The following is a 21,990-nucleotide window of genomic DNA, read 5'->3' on the forward strand; positions in this document are numbered from 1 at the left end:
GTTCGACCGTGACCGCCTCCGCGCCGCACGACCCGCAGCCGCACGACCCGCCGCTGTACCCGTTCCGTGACTACGACGAGCTGGGGCTGGACCCCCGGTTGGCCCGGCTGCGCGCCGAGTGCCCGGTGTCACGGATCCGGCTGCCGTACGGCGGCGACGCCTGGCTCGCCACCCGGTACGCCGACGTGACCACGGTGCTCGCCGACCCCAGATTCAGCCGGGCCGCCGCCTGCGGTCCCGACGTGCCCCGGCAGACCGAGGCCCCACCGGTGGCCACCACCATCCTGGACCTGGACCGACCCGAGCACGGCCGGCTGAGACGCATCGCCGCCAGCGCATTCGCCCAGTGGCGCATCGAGCGACTGCGCCCGTACGTCCGGCAGGTCGCCGCCGAACGGATCGACGCGCTGCTGGCCGGCCCGGCACCGGGCGACCTGTACGCGGCGGTCGCGTTGCCGGTGCCGCTGACCGTGCTGTGCCACGTGCTCGGCGTACCGCTGGCCGACCGCGACCGGTTCCGCGCCTGGACGCACGCGCTGCTGATGCCCGGGCCGATGCCGGCCGACGAGTTCAGGTCGGTCGCCGCCGCGCTGGAGGACTACCTACGGGAGCTGATCGCGCACCGCCGTGAGTCGGCCACCGACGACCTGCTGAGCATGCTGGTCCGGGCGACCGACGACGGCGACCGGATGACTGAGCAGGAGCTGGTGTCGTTCGGCGTGACCCTGCTCGCCGCCGGGTTCGAGACCACGGCCAGCCAGCTGGCCAGTTCGGCGTACCTGCTGCTGCGCCACCGGCATCTCTGGGAGTTGCTGGGCCGGGAGCCGGACCGGGTGCCGGCGGTGGTCGACGAGCTGCTCCGGTTCGTGCCGCTCAACGGCGGCAGCGGGCTGCCCCGGGTGGCGACCGAGGACGTCGAGCTGGGTGGGGTGACGGTCCGGGCCGGGGAGGCGGTTTTCGCCTCGACCATCTCCGCCAACCGTGACGACGGGGTGTTCCCGGACGCGGACACCTTCGACCCGGACCGGCGCCCGACGGCCCGGCATGTCACCTTCGGCTACGGTCCGCACCGCTGTCTCGGGGCCTGGCTGGCGACGATGGAGATCCAGGAGGTGGTCGGCGCGCTGGTCGCGGCGGCGCCGGGTCTGCGGCTGGCCGACCCGGACGGGGTACGGTGGCGCGCCGGGACCATCGTGCGCGGCCCGCTCGCGCTGCCGGTCGACTGGTCGACGGGCCGGCCGTCCACCGGTGCGGCCGGCGGGCCACCGCCGGCCTGACCGGTGTCAGTGGCCGACCCTGAGCTGCCCGGCGAGGGTGCCGTGGATCCGGGCGCTGGGCTGGTTCAGCTCGATGATCTCGACGCTCTTGCCACGGCTGGCGTACTTGGTGGTGATGGCGTCGAGCGCGGCCACCGACGAGGCGTCCCAGATGTGCGCGTGCGTCATGTCAATGATCACCCGGTCCGGGTCGCCGGCGTAGTCGAACTGGTAGACGAGGTCGTTGCTGGAGGCGAAGAAGAGTTCGCCGTGCACCGAGTAGATCCGGGTGGTGCCGTCGGGATCGAGCACACTGGTGACCTCCACCATGTGTGCGACCCGGCGGGCGAAGATCACCATGGCGGCCAGGACACCGATGATCACGCCGATCGCGAGGTTGTGGGTGATCAGCACTGCGGCGACGGTGGAGATCATCACCGCGAGTTCCCCCCACGGCATCCGCTTCAGGGTGGCGGGGGCGACGCTGTGCCAGTCGAACGTCGACACCGCGACGATGATCATTACGGCGACCAGGGCGGCCATCGGGATCCGGGCGACGATGTCGCCCAGGGAGACGACCAGGATCAGCAGGAACACCCCGGCCAGGAAGGTCGACAGCCGGGTCCGGGCACCGGCCACCTTGACGTTGATCATCGTCTGGCCGATCATCGCGCAGCCACCCATGCCGCCGAAGAAGCCGGTGACGATGTTGGCCACGCCCTGACCCCACGATTCGCGGGTCTTGTTCGAGTGGGTGTCGGTGATGTCGTCGACCAGCTTGGCGGTCATCAACGACTCCATCAACCCGACCAGCGCGATCCCGACCGCGTACGGGGCGATCACCTGCAGGGTCGCCCAGGTGTACGGGATCTGCGGCAGGACGAACATCGGCAGGCTGTCCGGCAGGGCGCCCTGGTCACCGACGGTCGGCACGGCGAAGCCGGCGACGACCGTGACGACGGTCAGCACGACGATCGCGACCAGCGGCGCCGGCACCGCCTTCGTCAGCCGGGGCAGCCCGACAATGATCACCAGCGCGACGGCGACCATCGGGTAGACCAGCCACGGCACCCCGATCAGGTAGGGCATCTGCGCTGCGAAGATCAGGATCGCCAGGGCGTTGACGAAGCCGACCATTACGCTGCGCGGGACGAACCGCATCAGTCGGGCGACGCCGAGCACGGCGAGCAGCACCTGCAGCACCCCGCCGAGGATCACCGCCGCCAGCAGATAGCCGAGCCCGTGGTCGCGGGCCAACGGGGCGACGATCAACGCGATCGCGCCGGTCGCCGCGGAGATCATCGCCGGCCGGCCACCGCAGAACGCGATGGTCACCGCCATGGTGAACGACGCGAACAGCCCGACCCGTGGGTCGACCCCGGCGAGGATGGAGAACGAGATCGCCTCCGGGATCAACGCGAGCGCGACCACCAGGCCGGCGAGGACCTCGGTACGGAACACCTTCGGGGACGACCACGACGGGCGGGACAGACGCGGCCGGAGCGCCGCAGGAGAGAACGCAGACATACAGCCTTTTCCGATCAGGGCGCGCGGCAGCGCGCAGGGTCTCGGGTCGGGATTCGCGGACCAGCACCGATCCCGGTGGTCGCGGCGGCACGATCCGTCACGATTACGGTGGCCCGAGAAGATGACCTGGTTGTTTCCTGGCGTCGTCGCCTCGGAAACCATCCCCCGCCGTGCAGGTCGAACAGCACGGACGGCAGGGGGCAATCTACCGTCGCGGACGGGTAGGGATGGTGCGGAGGTGGCAATCGTCACCACCTCCGCGTGGTGCCGCAGCCACCCGAGCCGCAGCCGCCACTGCGCCACTGCGGCGCCCTAGCCGCTGCCGGCGCCACCCGGCTGATGACCGTCACCGCCGGGCAGTACTGCGGTGGTCTTGTCGGCTGGCCACCCGGCGGCCCCGGCTGGCCGCCGCCGCCGAACCCGACCACCCCGCCGCCGGGCACCGGTGGTTGTACGGCGACCTACTCGGTCGTCGGCCAGTGGCAAGGCGGTTTTCAGGGCGACGTCCGGGTCACCGCCGGCTCGTCCGCGATCAGGGGTTGGCGGGTGAGCTGGTCCTTCGCCAACGGCCAGACGATCAGCCAGTCCTGGAACGCGACCATCAACGCCAGTGGCTCGGCGGTGACGGCGGCCAACGTCTCCTTCAACGGCTTGCTCGGCGCTGGGGCCAGCACCACCTTCGGATTCATCGGTACCTGGAACGGCAGCAACGCCACACCGAGCCTGACCTGCACCGCGACCTGACCGTAAAACGCCGGCGCTCACCCGGCCCGTCGCACACCGACAGCGGATTGATTCTGCTGTGGAGGTACGCCAACATCGATCGATGGAGCAAACCCGTGAAGACCACATGGCGGTACGGCAGTTCTACGAAACCTACGGCTGGCAGCGCGGCTCATCCGGTCAGTATCAGGACGCGGAGGCGTTCGTCGATCTCAGGCCGGTGATGGACGGCTATCATCGACGCCGTGACCAGCGGGTCGCCCGGCTGCTGGCAGGCGACGGTCCGCTGCTGGACCTGGGGTGCGGTGGAGCGCCGGTGCCGGTCGACGGCGGCGGCCCACGGGTCAATCTCGACTTCGCGGCGGCGGCGTTGCGCGGCGCTCGGCAGACCCTCGGCGACACCGCCAGCTACCTGCAGGCCGACATCTGCCAGCTGCCCTTTCCGGCGGACACCTTCGGCCGGGTGCTGTGCGCCCACGTGCTCTACCACCTTACTCCGGAGCGACAGACGCTGGCGCTCACAGAGATCTGCCGGGTCCTGCGGCCGGGCGGCGTCGCCGTGCTCGTGTACATCCAGACGTTCGCCCGCCTCCAGAACCTGGCCCGCCAGCTACGGCTGGACTCCCGGCCGGTGGCGGACCTCCCACCGTTGCCCTACCACCCGGTCGACCATCGCCGGCTGCAGGCCGGGCTGCGGGATCGGGCGCGGATCGAGGTTCGGAGCTGGTCGGTTCTCGCGCCGGAGATCACCCGTACGGTGGTGCCCGGCGGGCGGATCGGCCGAGCGATGGTGGCCGGAGTCGCGGCGGTCGAAGACCGGCTGCCCCGCTGGAGCGCACGGCTCGCCCGCTACCCGATGCTGATCGTCCGCAAGGACCCGGAGGGGTAGTTGTCTGTTGCCGTCCTGGGCATCTTTGGTGCTCTTGAGACTGCTATGGTGTTCGATGTGAACTTGAAGGAGTGGGCGGCGTCGCAGGGCATCGCCTACATCACCGCTCGTCGGCAGTACGCGGCCGGGACGCTGCCCGTTCCCACGTACCGGCTCGGGCGGCGGGCGGCGGCGGACCGGGCCCGCCGGGCTGTCGAAGCTGTCACCGCGGCGGGCGGCCCGGCGTGAAGACGATCCAGGCGTACCGTTTCGCCCTCGATCTCACCCCGATCCAGGAACGTGACGTGCTCGCGCACGCCGGAGCGGCGCGGGTGGCGCACAACTGGGCCCTCGCGCGGGTCAAGGCGGTCATGGACCAGCGGGCCGCCGAGCGTTCGTACGGCATTCCCGAGGATCGGCTCACCCCGGCAGGGTCGTGGTCGTTGCCCGCGCTGCGTAAGGCGTGGAACGCGGCCAAACGGGATGTGGCGCCGTGGTGGCCGGAGGTGTCCAAGGAGGCGTTCAACACCGGCTTGGACGCCCTGGCCCGCGCGTTGACCAACTGGGCCGACTCCCGCGGCGGGAAGCGCGCGGGACGGCTGGTGGGGTTTCCCCGGTTCAAATCCCGCCACCGCACCACACCCAGCGTGCGGTTCACCACCGGCGCGATCCGCGTCGAGCCGGACCGCAAACATGTGGTGCTGCCCCGACTGGGTCGACTGAAGGTGCACGAGTCCACACGCAAACTCGCCCGCCGTGTGGAAGCCGGCACCGCCCGGATCATGTCCGCCACCGTGCGCCGCGACGGCGGACGCTGGCACGTCGCGTTCACCGTCGAAGTCGAGCGCGCCGTCCGGCGGCCGACCCGACCAGACTCGGTGGTGGGTGTGGACGTCGGCATCCGGCATCTCGCGGTGCTGTCCACCGGCGAACTGGTACCGAACCCCCGACACCTCGACGCCGCGCGGTCCCGGCTACGGACACTCGGCCGGACCCTGTCGCGCCGGCAAGGCCCGGACCGGCGCACCGGCCGACGTCCGTCGAACCGGTGGCAGCGCGCCTCCGCCCGTCTCGGACGGGCACACGCCCGGGTCGCCCGCCTGCGCCGCGACGGCCTGCACAAGCTCACCACCCGACTGACCCGCGAACACGGCACGGTCGTGGCCGAAGACCTCAACGTGGCCGGGATGCTCGCCAACCGCCGGCTGGCCCGGCACATCACCGACGCCGGATTCGCCGAACTACGACGGCAACTGGCGTACAAGACCGGATGGAACGGCGGCAGGCTGCTCGTGGCCGACCGCTGGTACCCCTCCTCGAAAACCTGCTCGGGCTGCGGCGCGGTGAAAACCAAGCTGGCCCTCTCCGAGCGTGAGTACCACTGCGCGGCATGCGGCCTGGTCATCGACCGCGACCACAACGCCGCCCGTAACCTGGCCGCCCTGGCCGCTGAGTACGAGACCGCCGGGAGTGGCCCGGTGGCAGCACGTGGAGCCGACCAGAAGACCCGCGTACGCGGGCAGGTGGCCGTGAAGCGTGAACCCGGCACGGCACCCGCCGGTCAGACCGGGACCGTCCCACCGCAAGGCGGGACTACCGACCATGTGCTCACTAGAGCACACTGAAAGGTAACGGTAGGTCCGGCAGATCCTCGCCAGGCAGCGACGTCGGGGAGCGCCCGGGGGACGGTCAGGACCGCAGGTGCTCCCCGATCGGGAGTGGTGGGGTGGTGGATCGGCTACGCGACCAGCCGACCGTCTTTAACCACAATGGAATCTACCCCGTCGTGCACCGCCGCGTCGGTAGCCGAGCTCCGTCCGGACCAGACGAGCAGGCCCGCTCGATCGAGATCGCAGCAGCGGCCACCTCAACCAATGCGAGCAGTCAGCTCTTGACGGTACCCCGGCTGGACTGCGAAAAGGCACTATAGTCGAGCCCAGTCGCTGGCATCACTCGTGGCAGCCCAAGGGAGATAGATCGATGACTGGCTCACGCATTCTCTCCGTTGGGCACTACCAGCCCAGCCGGATCCTCACCAACGCCGACCTGTCGAAGATGGTCGACACCAGCGACGAATGGATCCAGTCCCGGGTCGGGATCCAGACCCGGCACATCGCCGAGCCGGACGAGACCGTCGACGAGATGGCGGCGCACGCCGCCCGCAAGGCACTCGCCCAGAGCGGCCTGTCCCCCGCCGACATCGACTACGTCTCGGTTGCCACCTGCACCGCCATCGACCGGTCGCCGAACATGGCCGCCCGGGTCGCCGCCCGCCTCGGGCTCAGCCACCCGGCGGTCATCGACGTCAACGTCGCCTGCACCGGGTTCACCTACGCGCTGGCCGCGACCGACCACGCAGTACGCGCCGGCGCGGCGTGCAACGCCATCGTCGTCGGGGTGGAGAAGCTGTCCGACTTCGCCGACTGGACCGACCGTACGACGTGTGTGCTGGTCGGCGACGGCGCGGGAGCCGTGGTGCTGACTGGCGCCGACGAGCCCGGGATCGGTCCGGTCGTCTGGGGCTCGGTGCCGGAGATGTCCGACGCGGTACGCATCGAGGGTCGTGCCGGCACGTTCCAGCAGGCTGGCCAGGCGGTCTACCGGTGGGCGACCACAGTGCTACCGACCATCGCCCGGCAGGTCTGCGAACGGGCCGGGGTGGCCCCGGCAGACCTTGCCGCGATCGTGCCGCACCAGGCTAACCTGCGCATCATCAGGTCGCTCGCCGAACGGATCGGCGCGCCGAACGCGATCGTGGCCGAGGACGTCGTCGAGTCCGGCAACACCTCCGCCGGCAGCATTCCGATCGCGTTGTCGAAGCTGGTGATGCGCGGCGACATACCGTCCGGCGCGCCGATCCTGCTGTTCGGCTTCGGCGGCGGCCTGTCCTACGGAGGCCAGGTCGTCCGCTGCCCCTGACGATCAACTGTCGTCGCCGGCACCGACCACGGTCGACCTGCTGTCGGTCGCGGTGCGTTCAGCGACCGGGCAGCTGCCGGCCAACGCCCGGACCGTGGTGTTCTCCTACCTGCGGCCCCGACGACGGGACCGGGCCAGCCGGAGCAGGCCGGCACCGGCCAGTAGCACGACCAGGACCGTGGCCAGGACGGCCGCCCCCGCCTGGTCGAGCGTGGCGGCCAGCCACCGCTGGACCAGGCCGGCACCGTCGATCAGCGGGTCCCCGCCCGACCCGCCGCGCAGCAGCCGGATCTCGTACCAGCCGTACCAGGCGACGTAGCCGCCGGCGGCCACCAGCAAAGCGCCGCCGACGCGGGACAGCAGCGGGGCCGCGCGGCGGACCCGGCGCAGCAGCCCGTCGCGGGCCAGCGCGACGGTGACGGCCGCGACCGCGACGGTCAGCCCCATGCCGGCGGCGTACGCCACGAACAGGGCCACTCCGGACGCGACCGAACCGGCGCGGAAGCTGGCCGCCACGATCGCCAGGAACGGAGCGATCGTGCAGGACAGCGACGCGGCGGCGTAGGCCATCCCGAACACCACCATGGACAGTAGTGACCGGCTGGTGGCCGGGGCGCGGGACGGCACCATGCCGATGCCGGGCAGCTGCCGGCCGGCCAGCAGCACCCCGCCGAGCCCGATCAGCAACAGCCCGATGCCGATGGTCAGCCACGGCAGGTGGCGCTGCACCGCTCCAGCGGCAGGCGCCACGACCAGGCCGAAAACCCCGAAGACGACGACGAACCCGGCGGTCATCGCCGCCGTCGTGGTCAGCGCCCGACCGACGGCGGCCCCCCGACCGGTGGCGGCCGCGTCGTCGCCACTCACCAGGAAGGACAGGTACGCGGGCAGCAGCGCGAACCCGCACGGGTTGACCGCGGCGAGGGTGCCTGCCGCCAGGGCGAGTGCGAGGGGTGCGTCGGTCATCGGATCGGGTGGCGGGTCGGCTAGCCGGCGATCAGCCGGTCGAGCATGCCGGGCAGCGCGTCGACATCGACATGCCCCTTGTCGACGACTTCACCATCGGCGTCGAGGACGACGAAGGTGCTCTGCGCGGTGATCTCGAAGTGCCGCCACACCGCGCCCTGTTCGTCGGCCAGTTGCGGAAAGCCGGACAGCTCGGCCAGCTCGACGAAGTCGTGCATGGCCGGCACCCCGTCGAGCCCGGCCACGCCGACCACGCTCGCGGTGTCGGCGTAGTCGGCGGCCAACGAGTTGACTCGGGCCGCCTGGCCGAGGCAGGTGGGACACCACGGTGCCCAGAACCACAACACCGCCGGTTTGCCGGCCAGGCTGCGCCCGTCGAAGGTGTCACCGGCCAGGGTGTCTGCGGTGAAGGCATAGCTGGCGCTGACACCGCCACCGTCGGTGCCGGCACCATTGTCGGTGTCTGCACCGGTTTGGGAGTCGGTGTCCCCGGCTGGCGTGCTGGTACCGGTCCCGCCGGACGGCGGCGTGCCGTCCCCGTCAGCCGAAGTGCCGCAGCCGGCCAACGCCACCGAGCCAGCGACGACGAGGCTGATGATCATCGACCGCACCCGCATAATGTCCGCTCCGTCCCGACATCCGACGTCCGACGATGTTCCGGTAACCGTACCTGCCCGCCGGCTCGTTTCTCGCAGATACCCCCTGGGGGTTGCTAGCCTACGGAGATGACCAGCCAGACCACCCGCGGCTACACCGCCTCCAAGGACCAGCTCCAGGCCCGGCTGCGCCGCATCGAGGGACAGGTACGCGGCATCGAGCGGATGGTCGACGACGACCGGTACTGCATCGACGTGCTGACCCAGATCTCCGCCATCCAGGCAGCTCTGGACAAGGTCGCCCTCGGCCTGTTGGACGGGCACGCCCGGCACTGTATGCAGGAGGGTTCCGCCGAGGGCCGGGCGGACGAGATGGCTGCCGAGATGATGGCGGCGGTCGGTCGGCTGATGAAGCGAGGTTGACCTCGTCACACCCGCTGCCCGACCCGTCACGATCTACCCCCTAGGGGTATGGTGGGTCCCGCCATCACCGCAGGCGAGGAGGACGGCATGAGCAGCACCAGAGCGGGCCGAGCCACGACGGCGACCCGGATCGAGCTGAGCATCGGTGGAATGACCTGCTCGTCCTGTGCGGCAAGGATCGAGAAGAAGCTCAACCGGATCGACGGGGTGACCGCGACGGTGAACTTCGCTACCGAGAAGGCCAGCGTCACCGTCGAGAGTCCGACCGTGACCGCCGACGAGCTGGTCGACGTCGTACGCCGTACCGGCTACACCGCCCAGCTGCCCGCTCCCCCGCCGGACCCCGACGGCGCAGCGGATTCCGACAGTTCTGCGGAAGACGCCCGGCCGGGCGTCTCCGACGACCTCCGTTCGCTGCGTACCCGGCTCTGGGTCGCACTGGCGCTGAGCGTGCCGGTGGTGGCCCTGGCGATGGTGCCCGCCTGGCAGTTCACCTACTGGCAGTGGGCCAGCCTGGCGCTGACCGTCCCGGTGGTGCTCTACGGCGGCCTGCCGTTGCACCGGGCCGCCTGGACGAATCTGCGGCACGGCGCGGCGACCATGGACACCCTGGTCTCGATGGGGACCCTCGCCGCCCTCGGCTGGTCGCTGTGGGCGCTGTTCTTCGGCGCCGCCGGCACCCCCGGCATGACCCATTCGTTCAGCCTGTCCGTCGACCGGGGCATGGCCGCCGCCAACATCTATCTTGAGGTCGCCGCCGGGGTGACCGTTTTCATCCTGCTCGGCCGCTACTTCGAGAGCCGGGCCAAGCGCCGGGCCGGCGCGGCGCTGCGGGCCCTGCTCGAGCTGGGTGCCCGGGATGCCGCCGTGCTGCGCGACGGCGTGGAGAGCCGGATTCCGGTCGACCAGCTCGCGGTGGGTGACCGGTTCGTCGTCCGGCCCGGCGAGAAGATCGCCACCGACGGTGTGGTGACCGAGGGCTCCTCGGCGGTGGACGCCAGCATGGTCACCGGCGAGTCCGTGCCGGTCGAGGTCGCTCCCGGCGACCCGGTGGTCGGCGCCACCGTCAACGCCGGCGGCCGACTGGTGGTGACGGCCACCCGGGTCGGCGCCGAGACCCAGCTCGCCCAGATGGCCCGGCTGGTGGAGCAGGCGCAGGCCGGCAAGGCGGCGGCGCAACGGCTGGCCGACCGAATCTCCGGCGTCTTCGTGCCGGTCGTCATCGCGCTCGCCGTCGGCACCCTCGGCTACTGGCTCGCCACCGGGGGCGGGGCCACTGTGGCGTTCACCGCCGCGGTCGCCGTACTGATCATCGCCTGCCCGTGCGCGCTCGGCCTGGCCACCCCGACGGCGCTGCTGGTCGGCACCGGACGCGGCGCCCAGCTCGGCGTGCTGATCAGAGGCCCGGAGGTGCTGGAGTCCACCCGCCGGGTGGACACCGTGCTGCTGGACAAGACCGGCACGGTCACCACCGGCACCATGACGCTGGTCGACGTGCTGGTCGACGGCGCCGACCCGGAGTCCGACGAACTGCTCCGGCTGGCCGGTGCGGTCGAGGCCGGATCGGAGCACCCGATCGGCCGGGCGGTCGCCGGGGCCGCCGCAGAGCGGGTCGGGCCGCTACCGCCGGTGACCGACTTCGCCGGCCGGCACGGACTGGGTGTACGCGGCACCGTCGGCGGGCGTACCGTGCTGGTCGGTCGGCCGGCGCTGCTGACCGACGAGGGCCTGACCGTGGACGCGGCCCTGGCCGGCAGAATGACCGCCGCCGAGGCCGCCGGCCGGACCGCGGTCATGGTCGGCTGGGACGGTCAGGCCCGGGGCGTGCTGGCCGTCGCTGACCGGGTCAAGCCGACCAGCCGGCCGGCGATCGACGCGCTGCGTCGGCTCGGACTCACCCCGGTCCTGCTCACCGGGGACAACGCCACCGTCGCCCGGGCGGTCGCCGCCGAGGTCGGGGTCGACGAGGTGATCGCCGGGGTGTTGCCCGCCGAGAAGGTGGACGCGGTCAAGCGGCTGCAGGCTGACGGTCGGGTGGTCGCGATGGTCGGTGACGGAGTGAACGACGCCGCCGCCCTGGCCCAGGCCGATCTCGGCCTGGCGATGGGGACCGGCACCGACGCCGCCATCGAGGCCGCCGATCTCACCCTGGTACGGGGCGACCTGACCGCCGCCGTCGACGCCGTCCGGCTGTCCCGCCGCACCCTACGGACGATCCAGGGCAACCTGTTCTGGGCGTTCGCCTACAACGTCGCGGCGCTGCCGTTGGCGGCGGCGGGCCTGCTCAACCCGATGATCGCGGGTGCGGCGATGGCGATGTCGTCGGCGTTCGTGGTCGCCAACAGTCTGCGGCTGCGCCGGTTCCGGCCGGTGGTGCTCAGCCGGTGACCAGCTCGTAGCCGGCCTCCTCGACGGCGGCGGCCACCGCCTGGTCGCTGACCGGCTGTTCGCTGGTGACGGTGACCCGGCCGGTGGCCAGGTCGACGTCCACCTCGGTGACCCCGGCGATCCCGCCGATCTCGGTGGAAACCGAACCGACGCAGTGGCTGCAGGTCATCCCCTGCACGGTGTAGGTGCTGACCGCCATCTGTCTCTCCCTCGCGACGCGTTGCGATCCGACTCGACCGCTGAGCTTACCCCTACCGGGAATGCGTATGGTGGCGGATCCGGCACCGTCGTCGGCCGGCGACCGGCCAGCACCCCATAGCCAAAGACCGATCCAGCGGGTAGAAACAGATCATTCCCCGACGGCACCGGTCGGTGCCGTCGAGCAATATCGAGAGAGCGCTCTCACGCCCCTCTGACCGACCCACCCCACGCCGCGCCCGGGGGCAGCCGCCACCGGCGCGGCCGGAAGGAATCCGATGATCCGACGACACCCCGGCCGGCTCCGACGGGCCGCCGGCAGCCTCGCGCTCGGCCTGATCGTGACGACCGCCGCCGGCCTGACCAGCGCCACGGCCGCCGCCGGCCCACCGCACCGGCCCGACCGGACCGACCTCGGCCCACACGTCACGGTCTTCCATCCGGGCACGCCGGTCGACGAGATCCAGGCCCGGCTGGACGCCGCGTACACCCGGCAGGTCGACAACGAGATGGGCCGGCAGCGGTACGCGTTCCTCTTCCGACCCGGCAGCTACGGCACCGCCGACCAACCGCTGCAGATCAGGGCCGGGTACTACACCGAGATCTCCGGCCTCGGCGCCAGCCCCACCGACGTGGTGATCAACGGCAAGATCGAGGCGTACAACCGCTGCCTGACCGACGGCGGCACCGGCAACTGCATCGCCCTGGTCAACTTCTGGCGGACGTTGTCCAACCTGTCCCTGCGTATCGACCCGGCCGGGCAGGACGAGTGCCGGTCGACGGCGAACTTCTGGGCGGTGTCCCAGGCGGTGTCGATGCGGCGGGTGGACGTCAGCGGCGGCGGCCTGTCGTTGATGGACTACTGCACCGCCGGGCCACAGTACGCCAGCGGCGGGTTCATCGCCGACTCCCGGCTGCCCGACGTCACCAACGGCTCCCAGCAGCAGTGGCTGACCCGCAACAGCGAGATCGGCAGCTGGTCGAACGGCGTCTGGAACCAGGTCTTCGCCGGTGTCGTCGGAGCACCGGACGACGCAGCGTTCCCCGACCCGCCGTACACCACCCTGGACACGACGCCGTTGCGTCGGGAGAAGCCGTACCTGTTCGTCGACCGGCGCGGGGCGTACCAGGTCCGGGTGCCGGCCGTGCAGCGTGACAGCACCGGCATCTCCTGGGGTGCCGGCCTGACGCCGGGCCGTACGCTGCCGATCCGCGACTTCTTCGTCGCCACCCCGGCCGACCCGGTGCACGTGATCAACAGCCAGCTCGCCCGGGGCCGCCACCTGCTGCTCACCCCCGGCGTCTATGACGTGGCCCGCAGCATCAAGGTCCGCCGACCGGACACGGTCGTGCTGGGCATCGGGCACGCCACGCTGACCGCCCACGACGGCGCCGTACCGCTCGAGGTCGCCGGCGTACCCGGCGTCGTGGTCGCCGGGGTGACGATCGACGCCGGGGAAACCGAGTCGCCGGTCCTGCTGCGGGTCGGCCGCGAACACGGCCGCAACCTGAGTACGCCGCGCAACCCGGTCACCCTGTCGGACGTGTACTTCCGGGTCGGCGGCCCGCACATCGGCCGGACCGACACCGCGCTGCAGATCAACAGCGACCACGTGCTGATCGACCACACCTGGGTGTGGCGGGCCGATCACGGAGTCGAAGGGTTCACCGAAGGCGTCAACGGCGACACCGACCGCTGGCACACCAACACCGGACGGTACGGCGTCGTGGTCAACGGCGACCACGTGACCGCGACCGGACTGTTCGTCGAGCACTTCCAGCGGTACAACACGGTCTGGAACGGCGAATACGGCACCACGGTCCTGTACCAGAACGAGCTGCCGTACGACCCGCCAAGCCAGGCCGACTGGATGAACGGCGACACCCCCGGCTGGGCCGGCTACAAGGTCGCCGACCACGTGCGGCACCACCAGCTGGACGGCGGCGGGGTGTACGTGTTCAACCAGAACGACCCGTCGATCCGCACCCGCAACGGCTTCGAGGTGCCGCACCGTCCCGGCGTACGGCTGCGGCACATCATGACCGTCAACCTGAGCGCGGGCGCCATCGACCACGTGGTCAACGGGATCGGTGAGGCGGCCGACACGACCCGGGTCGGCGCGCCGGTCTATCTGGTCGAGTTCCCGGAGCCGTGACGGGTCGGGTACCCGGGACCGGCCGACGGATAGCCGTGGCGATCCCGGGTACCCGCCCGGTCGGACCGTCACACGAATCGACCGGTCACCCGAATCGGACAGGTCACCACGAGGAGGCACGATGTCCGGGAAACGACCAGGCAGCAAGGGCTACGACAACCAGCGCGCCCGGCTGCGTAAGGATCTGGAGAACTCGGGTACGGCCAACGACGCGGGTGCCGACGAGCTCGCCAACGAGATCCTGCAGGAGCAGGCCGACCGCCAGGGCGTGCTGCGCACCGAACGGGGTCTCGGCCCGAAAGGTGAACGCCGATCGTCATGAAATAGGTCGAAAAATGCTATGAGATCCGGTCAGCTCAGCATCATGGTGGGGTGAGTGACGCAGGGCGGTCCCGGGTCCAGCCGGCGGCGCCCGGTGCCAAGGTGACCCGGTTGGAGCTCTTCTTCGACCTGGTCTTCGTCTTCGCCTTCATCCACCTGAACACGCTGGCCGTCGAGGACCTCGACGCCCTGATCCTGTTGGGCGTCATCCTGCTGCTCGCCGCGCTCTGGCTGGCCTGGTCGCGGTTCGCCGTACTCGGCAACAACCTGCGGGCCGACCAGGGCATCATGCCGATCATCGGTTTCGCGATCATGACGGCGGTCTTCGTCTCCGTCGCGACCTTGCCCGGCACCGAAGACGACGTCGCGGTGCCGCCGCCGTCCGCGCCACTGTCGATCCCCGGGCAACTCGTGTTCCCGGCCTGCTACTTCATCATCTGGACCTTGGAGATGGTGGCGCTGCGGCACGCCGCGCGGAACCATCCCTGGCTGCGTGAGATCTGGTGGCGCAGCGCACCGACCCTGTTCCTCAGTTGCGGGCTGTTGGTGCTGGCCGCGCTCCTGCCGCGACAGTACGCGGGCAGTGCCCGGACAGCCCTGTTCGTCACACTGTGGGGCGTTGCTGTTGCCATCGCCTACGTAGGGGTGGTCCGTACCGGAGCGCTCGCTGTCGTCTCGGCCGGCCACTGGGCGGAACGACACGCCCAGATCGTGCTGATCGCACTCGGTGAGTCGGTCATCTCGATCGGGCTCGGCGCCGAACTGCTGGCCGGCACCCCATTGACGCTTCCCCTGGTCACCGCCGTGGTCCTCGGCATCGCGCTGATCTGCGCCCTCTGGTGGTCGTACTTCGACTCCCGCTCGATCGCGGCCGACCATGTGCTGCACCGCACCCGGGGCACCGCCCGGCTCCGACTGGCCCGCGACGCGTACACCCTGCTGCACTTCCCGATGGTCCTCGGGATCATTCTGCTGTCCCTGGGCATCAAGCAGGTCCTCGCCCATCTGGCCAGTGACACCGGCGACCAGGACCGGGCGGTGCTCGACCCGGTCCACCTGTGGGTGTTGTACGGCGGCGTCGCGCTCTACCTGCTGGCCCTGCTCGCGTTCCAGGTGCGGACGGTCCGATCCGTGGACCCGCTCGGCGTGTTGCCCGTCCTGGTCATCACCGCGCTGCTGCCGATGGCCCCGTTCATGCCGCCGCTCGCCGCGCTCGCCCTGCTCAGCCTGATCACCGTCGCCGCGAGTGTGATGGAGAACCTGCGCGGCGGCAGCCACCGCCGGTCGCTTCGCGGCGGCCAGCTCGCCGAGCAGCAAGCGTTGGAGAGCGAGGAGACCAACTGGCGCCGACGGCACCTGTGAGCCGTACGGCACCCGACGCTGTCATTATCGTCTGATGCGCAACCAGGTAGTCCTCCTGGTGCGTGGCCGGGGAGGATGACAGCTTTGACACAGGTCGCCGGCGAGCCGGCACGCTGGCGACACCGAACCGGGCGGCTGGGCCGGTCGGCGCTGATCGCGCTCTGCGTCGCCGCCGCGTACGCACTCGGCTCCGGCTGCGCCTGGCTGCTGTTCCACGCTTCGGCTGTCGGTGCGGTGTTCTTTCCGCCGGCCGGGGTGACCCTCGGCGCGCTGGTGCTGGCCCGCCGCCGACACTGGCCGTGGATCCTCGGTGCCGTCGGTCTCACCGAGTTCGGCATCGACCTGTGGCAGGGGATCGGCCCGCCGGTCGCACTCGGCTTCGCCCTCACCAACGTCGCCGAACCGCTGGTCGGTGCCGCCGGGCTGCGATGGCTGCGGCCGGGCCGGATCGACCTGACCCGGTACCGCGACGCGGCGGCGTTCCTGCTCTACCCGGTGGGCATCGGCCCGTTGGTCGGCGCGGTGATCGGGGCCACGACCAGCGCGGTCGGCACCGGTGGCGCCTGGTGGCCGGCGTTGGGCCGGTTCTGGGCCGGCGACGGGCTCGCGGTGCTCACCCTCGGCGCCGCCCTGGTCGGCCTAGACGCGATCCGCGGCCGGGTCCGACCCTGGCAGCTGGTCCGGGGCGGTACGGCGTTGGCCGGCACCGGGGCGTTGACCGTCATCGGTTTCTGGCCCCGGGAGGTGCCGCTGTCCTATCTGCCGGTGCCGGTGCTGCTCGCGGTCGGCTTCCTGGGCCGGGTGGCGACCGTCGGGGCCGCCGGATTCGTGATGGCGTTCGCCGCGAACCTGCTCAGCGCCGCCGGGCACGGGCCGTGGTCGGTGCTGGCCGGGCAGCCCCGGCTGGAGGCGGCGTCGCTGCAGATCTACCTGGCGGTGGTGGTGCTCGGCGCCTGGGCGCTGGCGATCGCGGTGGCGCAACGGGACCGGGCGCAGGCCGAGTCGCGTCGTGAGGTGGCTGCCCGCCGCCGGTTGCAGGCGCTGCAGGACGTCACCGCCGGGCTGGCCACCTCCGCGACGTCCGACCAGGTGATCCGGGTGCTGGTCGACCGGGGCGTCGGCCTGGTCGCCGACCACGGCGCGGTCGCGCTCACCGATCTGGCCGGCGGCTCGGTCCGAAGCTGGCCGACGGCGGCACTCGCGGACCAGGTCGCCGGAGGCTTCGCCACGTTCCCGCTCGACGGGTCGGACCGGTTGCCGGTCGTCGACGTGATCCGGACCGGCCGGCCGGTCCAACTGCCGACCCGGGCGGCGCTGGACGCTCGTTACCCCGCACTCGCCGACGCCCACGCTCGGACCGGCACCCGCAGTCTGCTGGCGGTGCCGGTCAAGGTCGGCGACCGGTGCCTCGGTGCGCTGGCGTTCGCGTTCCGTCGGGACGACGCGATCACCCCGGAGGTGGTTTCGATCGCCCGTACCCTCGCCGAACTCGCTGGCCAGGCCGTCGACCGGGCAGCCATGTACGAGTCCGAGCACGCCGCCGCGCACCAGTTGCAACGGGCGTTGCTGCCGCAGATCTCGCCGGACCTGCCGGGCGTCACGGCCGCCGTGTGCTACCGGCCGGCGGAGCACGGCCGCGACGTGGGCGGCGACTGGTACGACGTGTTCGAGCTGCCTGGCAACCGGGTGGGTATCGCGGTCGGAGACGTCGTCGGCCACGGGTTGTCGTCGGCGATCACCATGGGCCGGCTGCAGCAGTCGCTGCGCTCGGTAGCGCAGACCGGTGCGTCGCCGGTCGAGGTGCTGGAGGCGCTGGACACCGCCTGCCAGGCGATCGACGGGGCCGACTTCGCAACCGTCGGGTACGCCGAGTACAGCCCCACCGACCGGCTGCTCACCTACGCCTGCGCCGGCCACCTACCTCCGCTGCTGGTGGCCGGCGGGGTCGGCCGGTACCTGACCGACGCCCGGTCGCTGCCGCTGCGGCTGACCGCGCAGCCCCGGACCCAGGCCCAGATCGCGGTCCCCGACTCGGCGATGCTGGTCTGGTACTCCGACGGGCTGGTCGAGCGGCGCGGTCAGGTGATCGACGCTGGGTTGAACCGGCTCGGCCGGGCCGCCGCGGGGTTGTCCGGCACGGAGCCACAGGTCTGGTGCGACCGGCTGTTGGACGCGATGACCGACGGCCAGGTGATCACCGACGACACGGTGGTGGCCTGCGTGCATCTGGACGGGCTGCCCACCGGCACGGACGGCTCCCCGGTGCTGCGGCTGACCCTGACCTCCCCCGCCGATCTGTCCGCCGCGCGCCGGGCACTGCGGGACTGGTCCGCAGGCAACGACCTCACTCCGGATCAGGCCGACGCACTGCTGGCCACCTGCAACGAAGCTTTGATCAACTCGTTGGAGCACGCCTACCACGGGCGTCCGGGCGGCCCGGTCGCACTGCAGGTGATGCTGCTCGACCGGCAGCAGGTCCGGATCGAGGTCACCGACCGGGGACATTGGCGGGGTCACTCGCACGACGGGTCCGATCGGGGACGCGGGCTCGATCTGATCAACCGGATGGCCCGCCGGCTGGTGCTCGACCTCTCCGGTGCGGGCACCCGGGTGACCATCACTCTGCCCGGCCGGTAGCCGGTGCCGTCCCGGTGGTCGACCACCGGGTCGGGTGGTCGACCACCGGGACGGGGATCAGCCCCGGATCGCCTGGCGAATCCAGTCGGCGATGTTGTCGACCCGCGACGTCGTCTCGACGTCGGAGTGCGGGCAGTCCGGGCCGAAGCTCTCCACCGACACCAGCGCCGGACCGCGGCGACCCCGCTCGACGAAGTACGGAGCACCGGAGTCGTACGCGCAGGCGCTGGTGTCCGGGTGCGGGTACCGACCGGTCACGCCGATGGTCGAGTCGGCGACCTCGGTGACGGCGAACAGCCCGGTGCGCAGCACGGTCGACGGCACCGGGTCGACCGACGTGTCGGCGCCGTATCCGGTTAGCCGGACGAAAGCACCGACCCGCGGCGGCCGGTGGGCCAAGGCGATCGGCTTTATGCCGCGTACCGGCTGGTCCAGCTTTGCCAGCGCCAGGTCGTTGGTGGGCGACTGGCGTACCGCGATCACGGTGGCGACCTGGCCGCCGTCGCCGGTGAGGTCCGCCCGGCCGACCGTCGCGGTGGTCAGGTCGGCGACCGGGCGGTCGACCCGTACGCCGTCGAAGGTCCGGAAGCAGTGCCCGGCGGTGACCACCCACTGCGGATCGATGAGGGCTCCGGAGCAGGCGCTGTTGCGGCGGCCGCCGTCGGCCGTCGGGATCCCGGTCATCGTCAACTTCACCGAGAACTGGTACCTGCCGTCGGGGACGACCTTGCCGTTGGCGACGGCGCTGGCCGGCCCGGCGGCGGCCAGGCCGAGGCCGGCCGTCACGGCCAGCGTGAGCGCCGCCGTGGCCAGGCGGGAGGCGAGGGTACGGGACACAGTGGTTCCTTGTCGGATGGCCGCACCGGATGACCGGGTCGCAGGCTGGGCGGTGCCGGTGCCGGCGGGCAGCGGACGTTGGACGTCTCGACGCTAGGTCGGCCCGCTGACCATCGGACATGGACATTTCCCTACATCTGTCCGGCACGCCGCTACGGCGATACCGGTTCACTGTCCGGTCGTGACGGAATGGTGTCGTCAGGTGCACGTGCGGTAGACGTAGTCGGCCCGGTTGCGGTGCGGTGAGACGTCGGGCATGGTCCGGCGGGCCGTGTCGACCACGAAGAGTTTGGTGTCGGTCGGGCCGGTCTCGTCGAGGAAGGTGGTGCTGCCGTAGTTGAGGTTGTAGTGCACGGACTCGGTCCGGTTGCGCCACCCCCAGCGGCCGAGGTCCTGCCATCCGCAGTCGCTGAGCCGGCCCCGAGGGTAGGTGTAGTTGGTGCCGTCGTAGAAGCAGAACCAGCCACCGGGGCAGTCCGGTCCGGCGAGCGGCCCGGCTTCGGCGGGGCGGGCAACGCTGACGATGAACACCCCGCCGGAGTAGGCGATGTCGGTCTGATTGAGCCGGGTGCCGCCGGGGTGGGCTGCCAGGTAGGCGTCCACCCGTGACTGGAGGTTGGTGGGGCCGGCAACGGCGGGCTGCAGTCCGGTGGCCAGCACGGCGACGGCCAGTAGAGCGGGTGCCAACCGCCGGCTTAGCTGACGGATCCGGATGCGTTGCGGCATGGCGGGCTCCAGTTGGTCCGGGTGGCGGTCCAGAAGCGGGTTGGGCGTACCGACCACGCCTCCGTCACCCTCAGTGCTCAGTCAGGAACTTCTCAACACGACACTGCCGACGATAGCCAATCGACCAACGAGATCACCATATCCACCTCGGTAGATAAATGAACAGCAGTCACGTCTCTCCGACCCGGAGTGAGCTGCAACTTTCGGCCAGCAAATGCCACCACGCAAAGCGCGACTTTCTCATGTTCCACATGCTGGAACAATTGACCATGATCAACAAAAATCATTGGGCACGATCTGACACGCTGACGCCTCTTATAGACGGATGCCGGACCCGGCAGCTCCGATTGCGACGACGTCACCGTAACGAGCACCGAGGAGCATTGTGGATGCAGAAGATGCGGCAGAGCTCGATGCCTGGCTCGGGGAGCAGCTGAGTCAGCATCATGCGCTGCTGTGGACGGTACTGTTTCAGCGCCTCGAGGACACCGGAGTCGCCGAAGATCTTCTGCAGGAGACATTCGTCAGGGCATGGCTGCACCGTGCGGACGGGCACCAGATCCGGCATCCGAGGGCATGGCTCTACCGGGTGGCCCGACGACTGGCCGAGAAACGCCTGGGCAAGAACTGTCGCAGCCAGCGGACCCGGCGTACCACCACGCTGACCCTGGTGGTCAGCAACGACGGTGACCTGGGCGCCGGGATCCTGCGGCAGGACGTGGCCCGGCTCGGTCGACGGCTCAGCGTCAAGGACCGGGAGTGCCTGCTGCTGACCAGCTACGGCGTCAGCACGGCCGACATCGCCGTCATGTTGCGGATGAGCCCGGCAGCGGTACGGCGATCGCTGCACCGGACCCGCCGCGCGTTGCACAAGCTACGGGACGATGTGCAGGGCCGGCGTACCCGGCGTACCTGGCGCATCCCGGCCAGACGTGGGAAGGACTGACCATGGATCAGGAGCCGGCCGAGGACGGGTTCCGCCGCGACGAACTGGTGCAGCTGGCTGTCCGGGCACTGCTGCCCAGGCAGGGACGGATTCCGCCGCCACCCGATATCGACGTCACCGACCTGATAGCCCTTGCGCATCAGCGCCGGTCGGTGCAGGAATCGACCCGCTGGCGGTGGCGGCTGTGGCGGCCCACGCTGTGGCATCAGCAGCCGTGGCGGCCCAGGCTGTGGCGGGCCGCGGTCCCTGCGGTTGTTCTGGTGGCGCTGCTGATCGTCGGGGTCGAAGTAGTCCGCTCGTACGACGCGTCCGGCCCGACCGGACCGGACCCGGTCAAGCCGGACGCCACCGACCCGGTCCTCGTCGACCCGCAACAGCCACTGCCACTGACCGCCGGCCCGGGCACCGCCCCGGCCCGCCACCAGCTGGCGGCGATCGCCCGGCACGTTTACTCACTCGACCAACCAGCGTCGAGTCAACCGGTGCCGGACCAGCCGGCTACCACTGGCCGCTACACCTACGTACAGCTACGGGCCTGGTGGCGCGACGATCCCACCACCGGGCAGGACGGCGGAGCGTACGACCGGCGACTGTGGTGGGCCGCCGACCGGTCCGGGCAGGAGACCCGGGTCGACCCGGCGAACCCGGACCGGCCCGCCGAGGTGGTCGAGTACCCGCCCGGCGCGCTCGGTGTCGCCGTACCCGATCCCGCCGCCGACCGGACGGTGCTGGCCGGCCAGCTCGCCGAGGAGCAGCCGATGCACGAAGGCCCCCAGGCCGCGCTCCGGGCGGTGATCGGCCTCTACCGGTTCCACGACCTGTCCCCGGCCCAGCGGGCGGCCGCCCTGGCTGTCCTCGCCGACACCGAGCTGGTCACCCACGGTCCGGTGCTGGACCGCGCCGGCCGGTCCGGGGTCGCGGTCAGCGCGACCGGCGAGATGGACGGCCGACCGGTGCGGGACACCGCCGTGATCGACACCGCCACTGGTCGGCTGCTCAGCTACGAGCGGGTGGCCCTACCCGCCGACGACCGCGCGGCGGCCGGCACGGTCACCCACTACCTGGTGTTCCTGCGCTCCGGCCGGGTCGATCGACTCGGCGCCGAACCGGCCGACTGAACCGTCACCGGGTACCCGCCCCG

At 71.1% G+C, this 21,990-nt stretch carries 20 protein-coding genes; 14 read left to right on the forward strand and 6 right to left on the reverse strand.

Features of this window, described 5'->3' with window-relative positions; translation table 11 throughout:
- The first annotated feature begins 8 nt into the window (after window positions 1–8).
- Complete coding sequence (locus tag O7621_RS03530; RefSeq protein ID WP_282232700.1) at window positions 9–1,277, forward strand: cytochrome P450; 1,269 nt, start codon at window positions 9–11, stop codon at window positions 1,275–1,277.
- A 6-nt stretch (window positions 1,278–1,283) separates the two neighbouring features.
- Here the strand turns inward: O7621_RS03530 and O7621_RS03535 are convergent, their stop codons facing one another.
- Window positions 1,284–2,783 (reverse strand): SulP family inorganic anion transporter, encoded by a 1,500-nt coding sequence (locus O7621_RS03535; protein ID WP_282232701.1) that lies wholly within the window; start codon window positions 2,781–2,783, stop codon window positions 1,284–1,286.
- Between the two features lie 264 nt (window positions 2,784–3,047).
- Here O7621_RS03535 and O7621_RS03540 point away from each other — a divergent pair, with 264 nt between their 5' ends.
- The 5 genes from O7621_RS03540 to O7621_RS03560 all read left to right on the forward strand — a co-directional run bounded on the left by O7621_RS03540 (window position 3,048) and on the right by O7621_RS03560 (window position 7,293).
- A complete protein-coding gene (locus O7621_RS03540; RefSeq protein WP_348775284.1) occupies window positions 3,048–3,527 on the forward strand; it encodes a cellulose binding domain-containing protein in 480 nt (159 codons plus the stop codon).
- A gap of 82 nt (window positions 3,528–3,609) precedes the next feature.
- Complete coding sequence (locus O7621_RS03545; RefSeq protein WP_282232702.1) at window positions 3,610–4,395, forward strand: class I SAM-dependent methyltransferase; 786 nt, start codon at window positions 3,610–3,612, stop codon at window positions 4,393–4,395.
- Between the two features lie 57 nt (window positions 4,396–4,452).
- On the forward strand, window positions 4,453–4,623 hold the full coding sequence (locus O7621_RS03550) for a hypothetical protein (protein ID WP_282232703.1): 171 nt from the start codon (window positions 4,453–4,455) through the stop codon (window positions 4,621–4,623).
- Window positions 4,620–5,999, forward strand: a complete 1,380-nt coding sequence (tnpB, locus tag O7621_RS03555; protein ID WP_282232704.1) for an IS607 family element RNA-guided endonuclease TnpB — start codon at window positions 4,620–4,622, stop codon at window positions 5,997–5,999. Before O7621_RS03550 ends, tnpB begins: the two co-directional genes overlap by 4 nt.
- A 355-nt stretch (window positions 6,000–6,354) precedes the next feature.
- Window positions 6,355–7,293: a beta-ketoacyl-ACP synthase III gene (locus O7621_RS03560; protein ID WP_282232705.1), complete on the forward strand. Its 939-nt coding sequence runs from the start codon at window positions 6,355–6,357 to the stop codon at window positions 7,291–7,293.
- A gap of 105 nt (window positions 7,294–7,398) precedes the next feature.
- Here the strand turns inward: O7621_RS03560 and O7621_RS03565 are convergent, their stop codons facing one another.
- The gene (locus tag O7621_RS03565) at window positions 7,399–8,259 is read right to left on the reverse strand and encodes a cytochrome c biogenesis protein CcdA (protein WP_282232706.1); all 861 of its coding nucleotides are present in this window, start codon (window positions 8,257–8,259) and stop codon (window positions 7,399–7,401) included.
- Between the two features lie 20 nt (window positions 8,260–8,279).
- Window positions 8,280–8,861: a redoxin domain-containing protein gene (locus O7621_RS03570; RefSeq protein WP_282232707.1), complete on the reverse strand. Its 582-nt coding sequence runs from the start codon at window positions 8,859–8,861 to the stop codon at window positions 8,280–8,282.
- Window positions 8,862–8,984: 123 nt separating this feature from the next.
- On the opposite strand from O7621_RS03570, the gene O7621_RS03575 reads away from it, so the two are divergent.
- Together O7621_RS03575 and O7621_RS03580 are read left to right on the forward strand one after the other, a co-directional pair.
- Window positions 8,985–9,278, forward strand: a complete 294-nt coding sequence (locus tag O7621_RS03575; RefSeq protein ID WP_278172303.1) for a metal-sensitive transcriptional regulator — start codon at window positions 8,985–8,987, stop codon at window positions 9,276–9,278.
- A gap of 87 nt (window positions 9,279–9,365) precedes the next feature.
- Window positions 9,366–11,666: a heavy metal translocating P-type ATPase gene (locus O7621_RS03580; RefSeq protein WP_282232708.1), complete on the forward strand. Its 2,301-nt coding sequence runs from the start codon at window positions 9,366–9,368 to the stop codon at window positions 11,664–11,666.
- On the opposite strand, the gene O7621_RS03585 is transcribed toward O7621_RS03580, so the two are convergent.
- Entirely contained in the window at window positions 11,656–11,865 is a 210-nt protein-coding gene (locus O7621_RS03585; protein ID WP_281552671.1) for a cation transporter, read from the reverse strand. The genes O7621_RS03580 and O7621_RS03585 overlap by 11 nt on opposite strands.
- A 277-nt stretch (window positions 11,866–12,142) precedes the next feature.
- Here O7621_RS03585 and O7621_RS03590 point away from each other — a divergent pair, with 277 nt between their 5' ends.
- The 4 genes from O7621_RS03590 (at window position 12,143) to O7621_RS03605 (ending at window position 18,340) form a co-directional block, all read left to right on the forward strand.
- Window positions 12,143–14,020, forward strand: coding sequence for an adenylyl cyclase (locus O7621_RS03590; protein ID WP_282232709.1), 1,878 nt, complete (start codon window positions 12,143–12,145; stop codon window positions 14,018–14,020).
- Window positions 14,021–14,141: 121 nt separating this feature from the next.
- Window positions 14,142–14,342: a phosphatidylethanolamine-binding protein gene (locus O7621_RS03595; RefSeq protein WP_282232710.1), complete on the forward strand. Its 201-nt coding sequence runs from the start codon at window positions 14,142–14,144 to the stop codon at window positions 14,340–14,342.
- A 50-nt stretch (window positions 14,343–14,392) separates the two neighbouring features.
- The gene (locus tag O7621_RS03600) at window positions 14,393–15,703 is read left to right on the forward strand and encodes a low temperature requirement protein A (RefSeq protein WP_282232711.1); all 1,311 of its coding nucleotides are present in this window, start codon (window positions 14,393–14,395) and stop codon (window positions 15,701–15,703) included.
- An 84-nt stretch (window positions 15,704–15,787) separates the two neighbouring features.
- Window positions 15,788–18,340: a SpoIIE family protein phosphatase gene (locus O7621_RS03605; protein ID WP_282232712.1), complete on the forward strand. Its 2,553-nt coding sequence runs from the start codon at window positions 15,788–15,790 to the stop codon at window positions 18,338–18,340.
- A gap of 57 nt (window positions 18,341–18,397) precedes the next feature.
- On the opposite strand, the gene O7621_RS03610 is transcribed toward O7621_RS03605, so the two are convergent.
- Window positions 18,398–19,177, reverse strand: coding sequence for a trypsin-like serine protease (locus O7621_RS03610; protein ID WP_282232713.1), 780 nt, complete (start codon window positions 19,175–19,177; stop codon window positions 18,398–18,400).
- 198 nt (window positions 19,178–19,375) lie between these two features.
- On the reverse strand, window positions 19,376–19,903 hold the full coding sequence (locus O7621_RS03615; protein WP_282232714.1) for a peptidase inhibitor family I36 protein: 528 nt from the start codon (window positions 19,901–19,903) through the stop codon (window positions 19,376–19,378).
- Between the two features lie 385 nt (window positions 19,904–20,288).
- Between O7621_RS03615 and O7621_RS03620 the strand changes: the two genes are divergently transcribed.
- Together O7621_RS03620 and O7621_RS03625 are read left to right on the forward strand one after the other, a co-directional pair.
- Window positions 20,289–20,849 carry an RNA polymerase sigma factor gene (locus O7621_RS03620; RefSeq protein ID WP_282232715.1) on the forward strand — a complete coding sequence of 187 codons (561 nt, stop codon included), beginning with the start codon at window positions 20,289–20,291 and terminating at the stop codon, window positions 20,847–20,849.
- Between the two features lie 2 nt (window positions 20,850–20,851).
- A complete protein-coding gene (locus tag O7621_RS03625) occupies window positions 20,852–21,967 on the forward strand; it encodes a hypothetical protein (protein ID WP_282232716.1) in 1,116 nt (371 codons plus the stop codon).
- The last annotated feature ends 23 nt before the right edge of the window (window positions 21,968–21,990 follow it).

Source organism: Solwaraspora sp. WMMD937, assembly GCF_029581175.1.
GTDB lineage: Bacteria > Actinomycetota > Actinomycetes > Mycobacteriales > Micromonosporaceae > Micromonospora_E.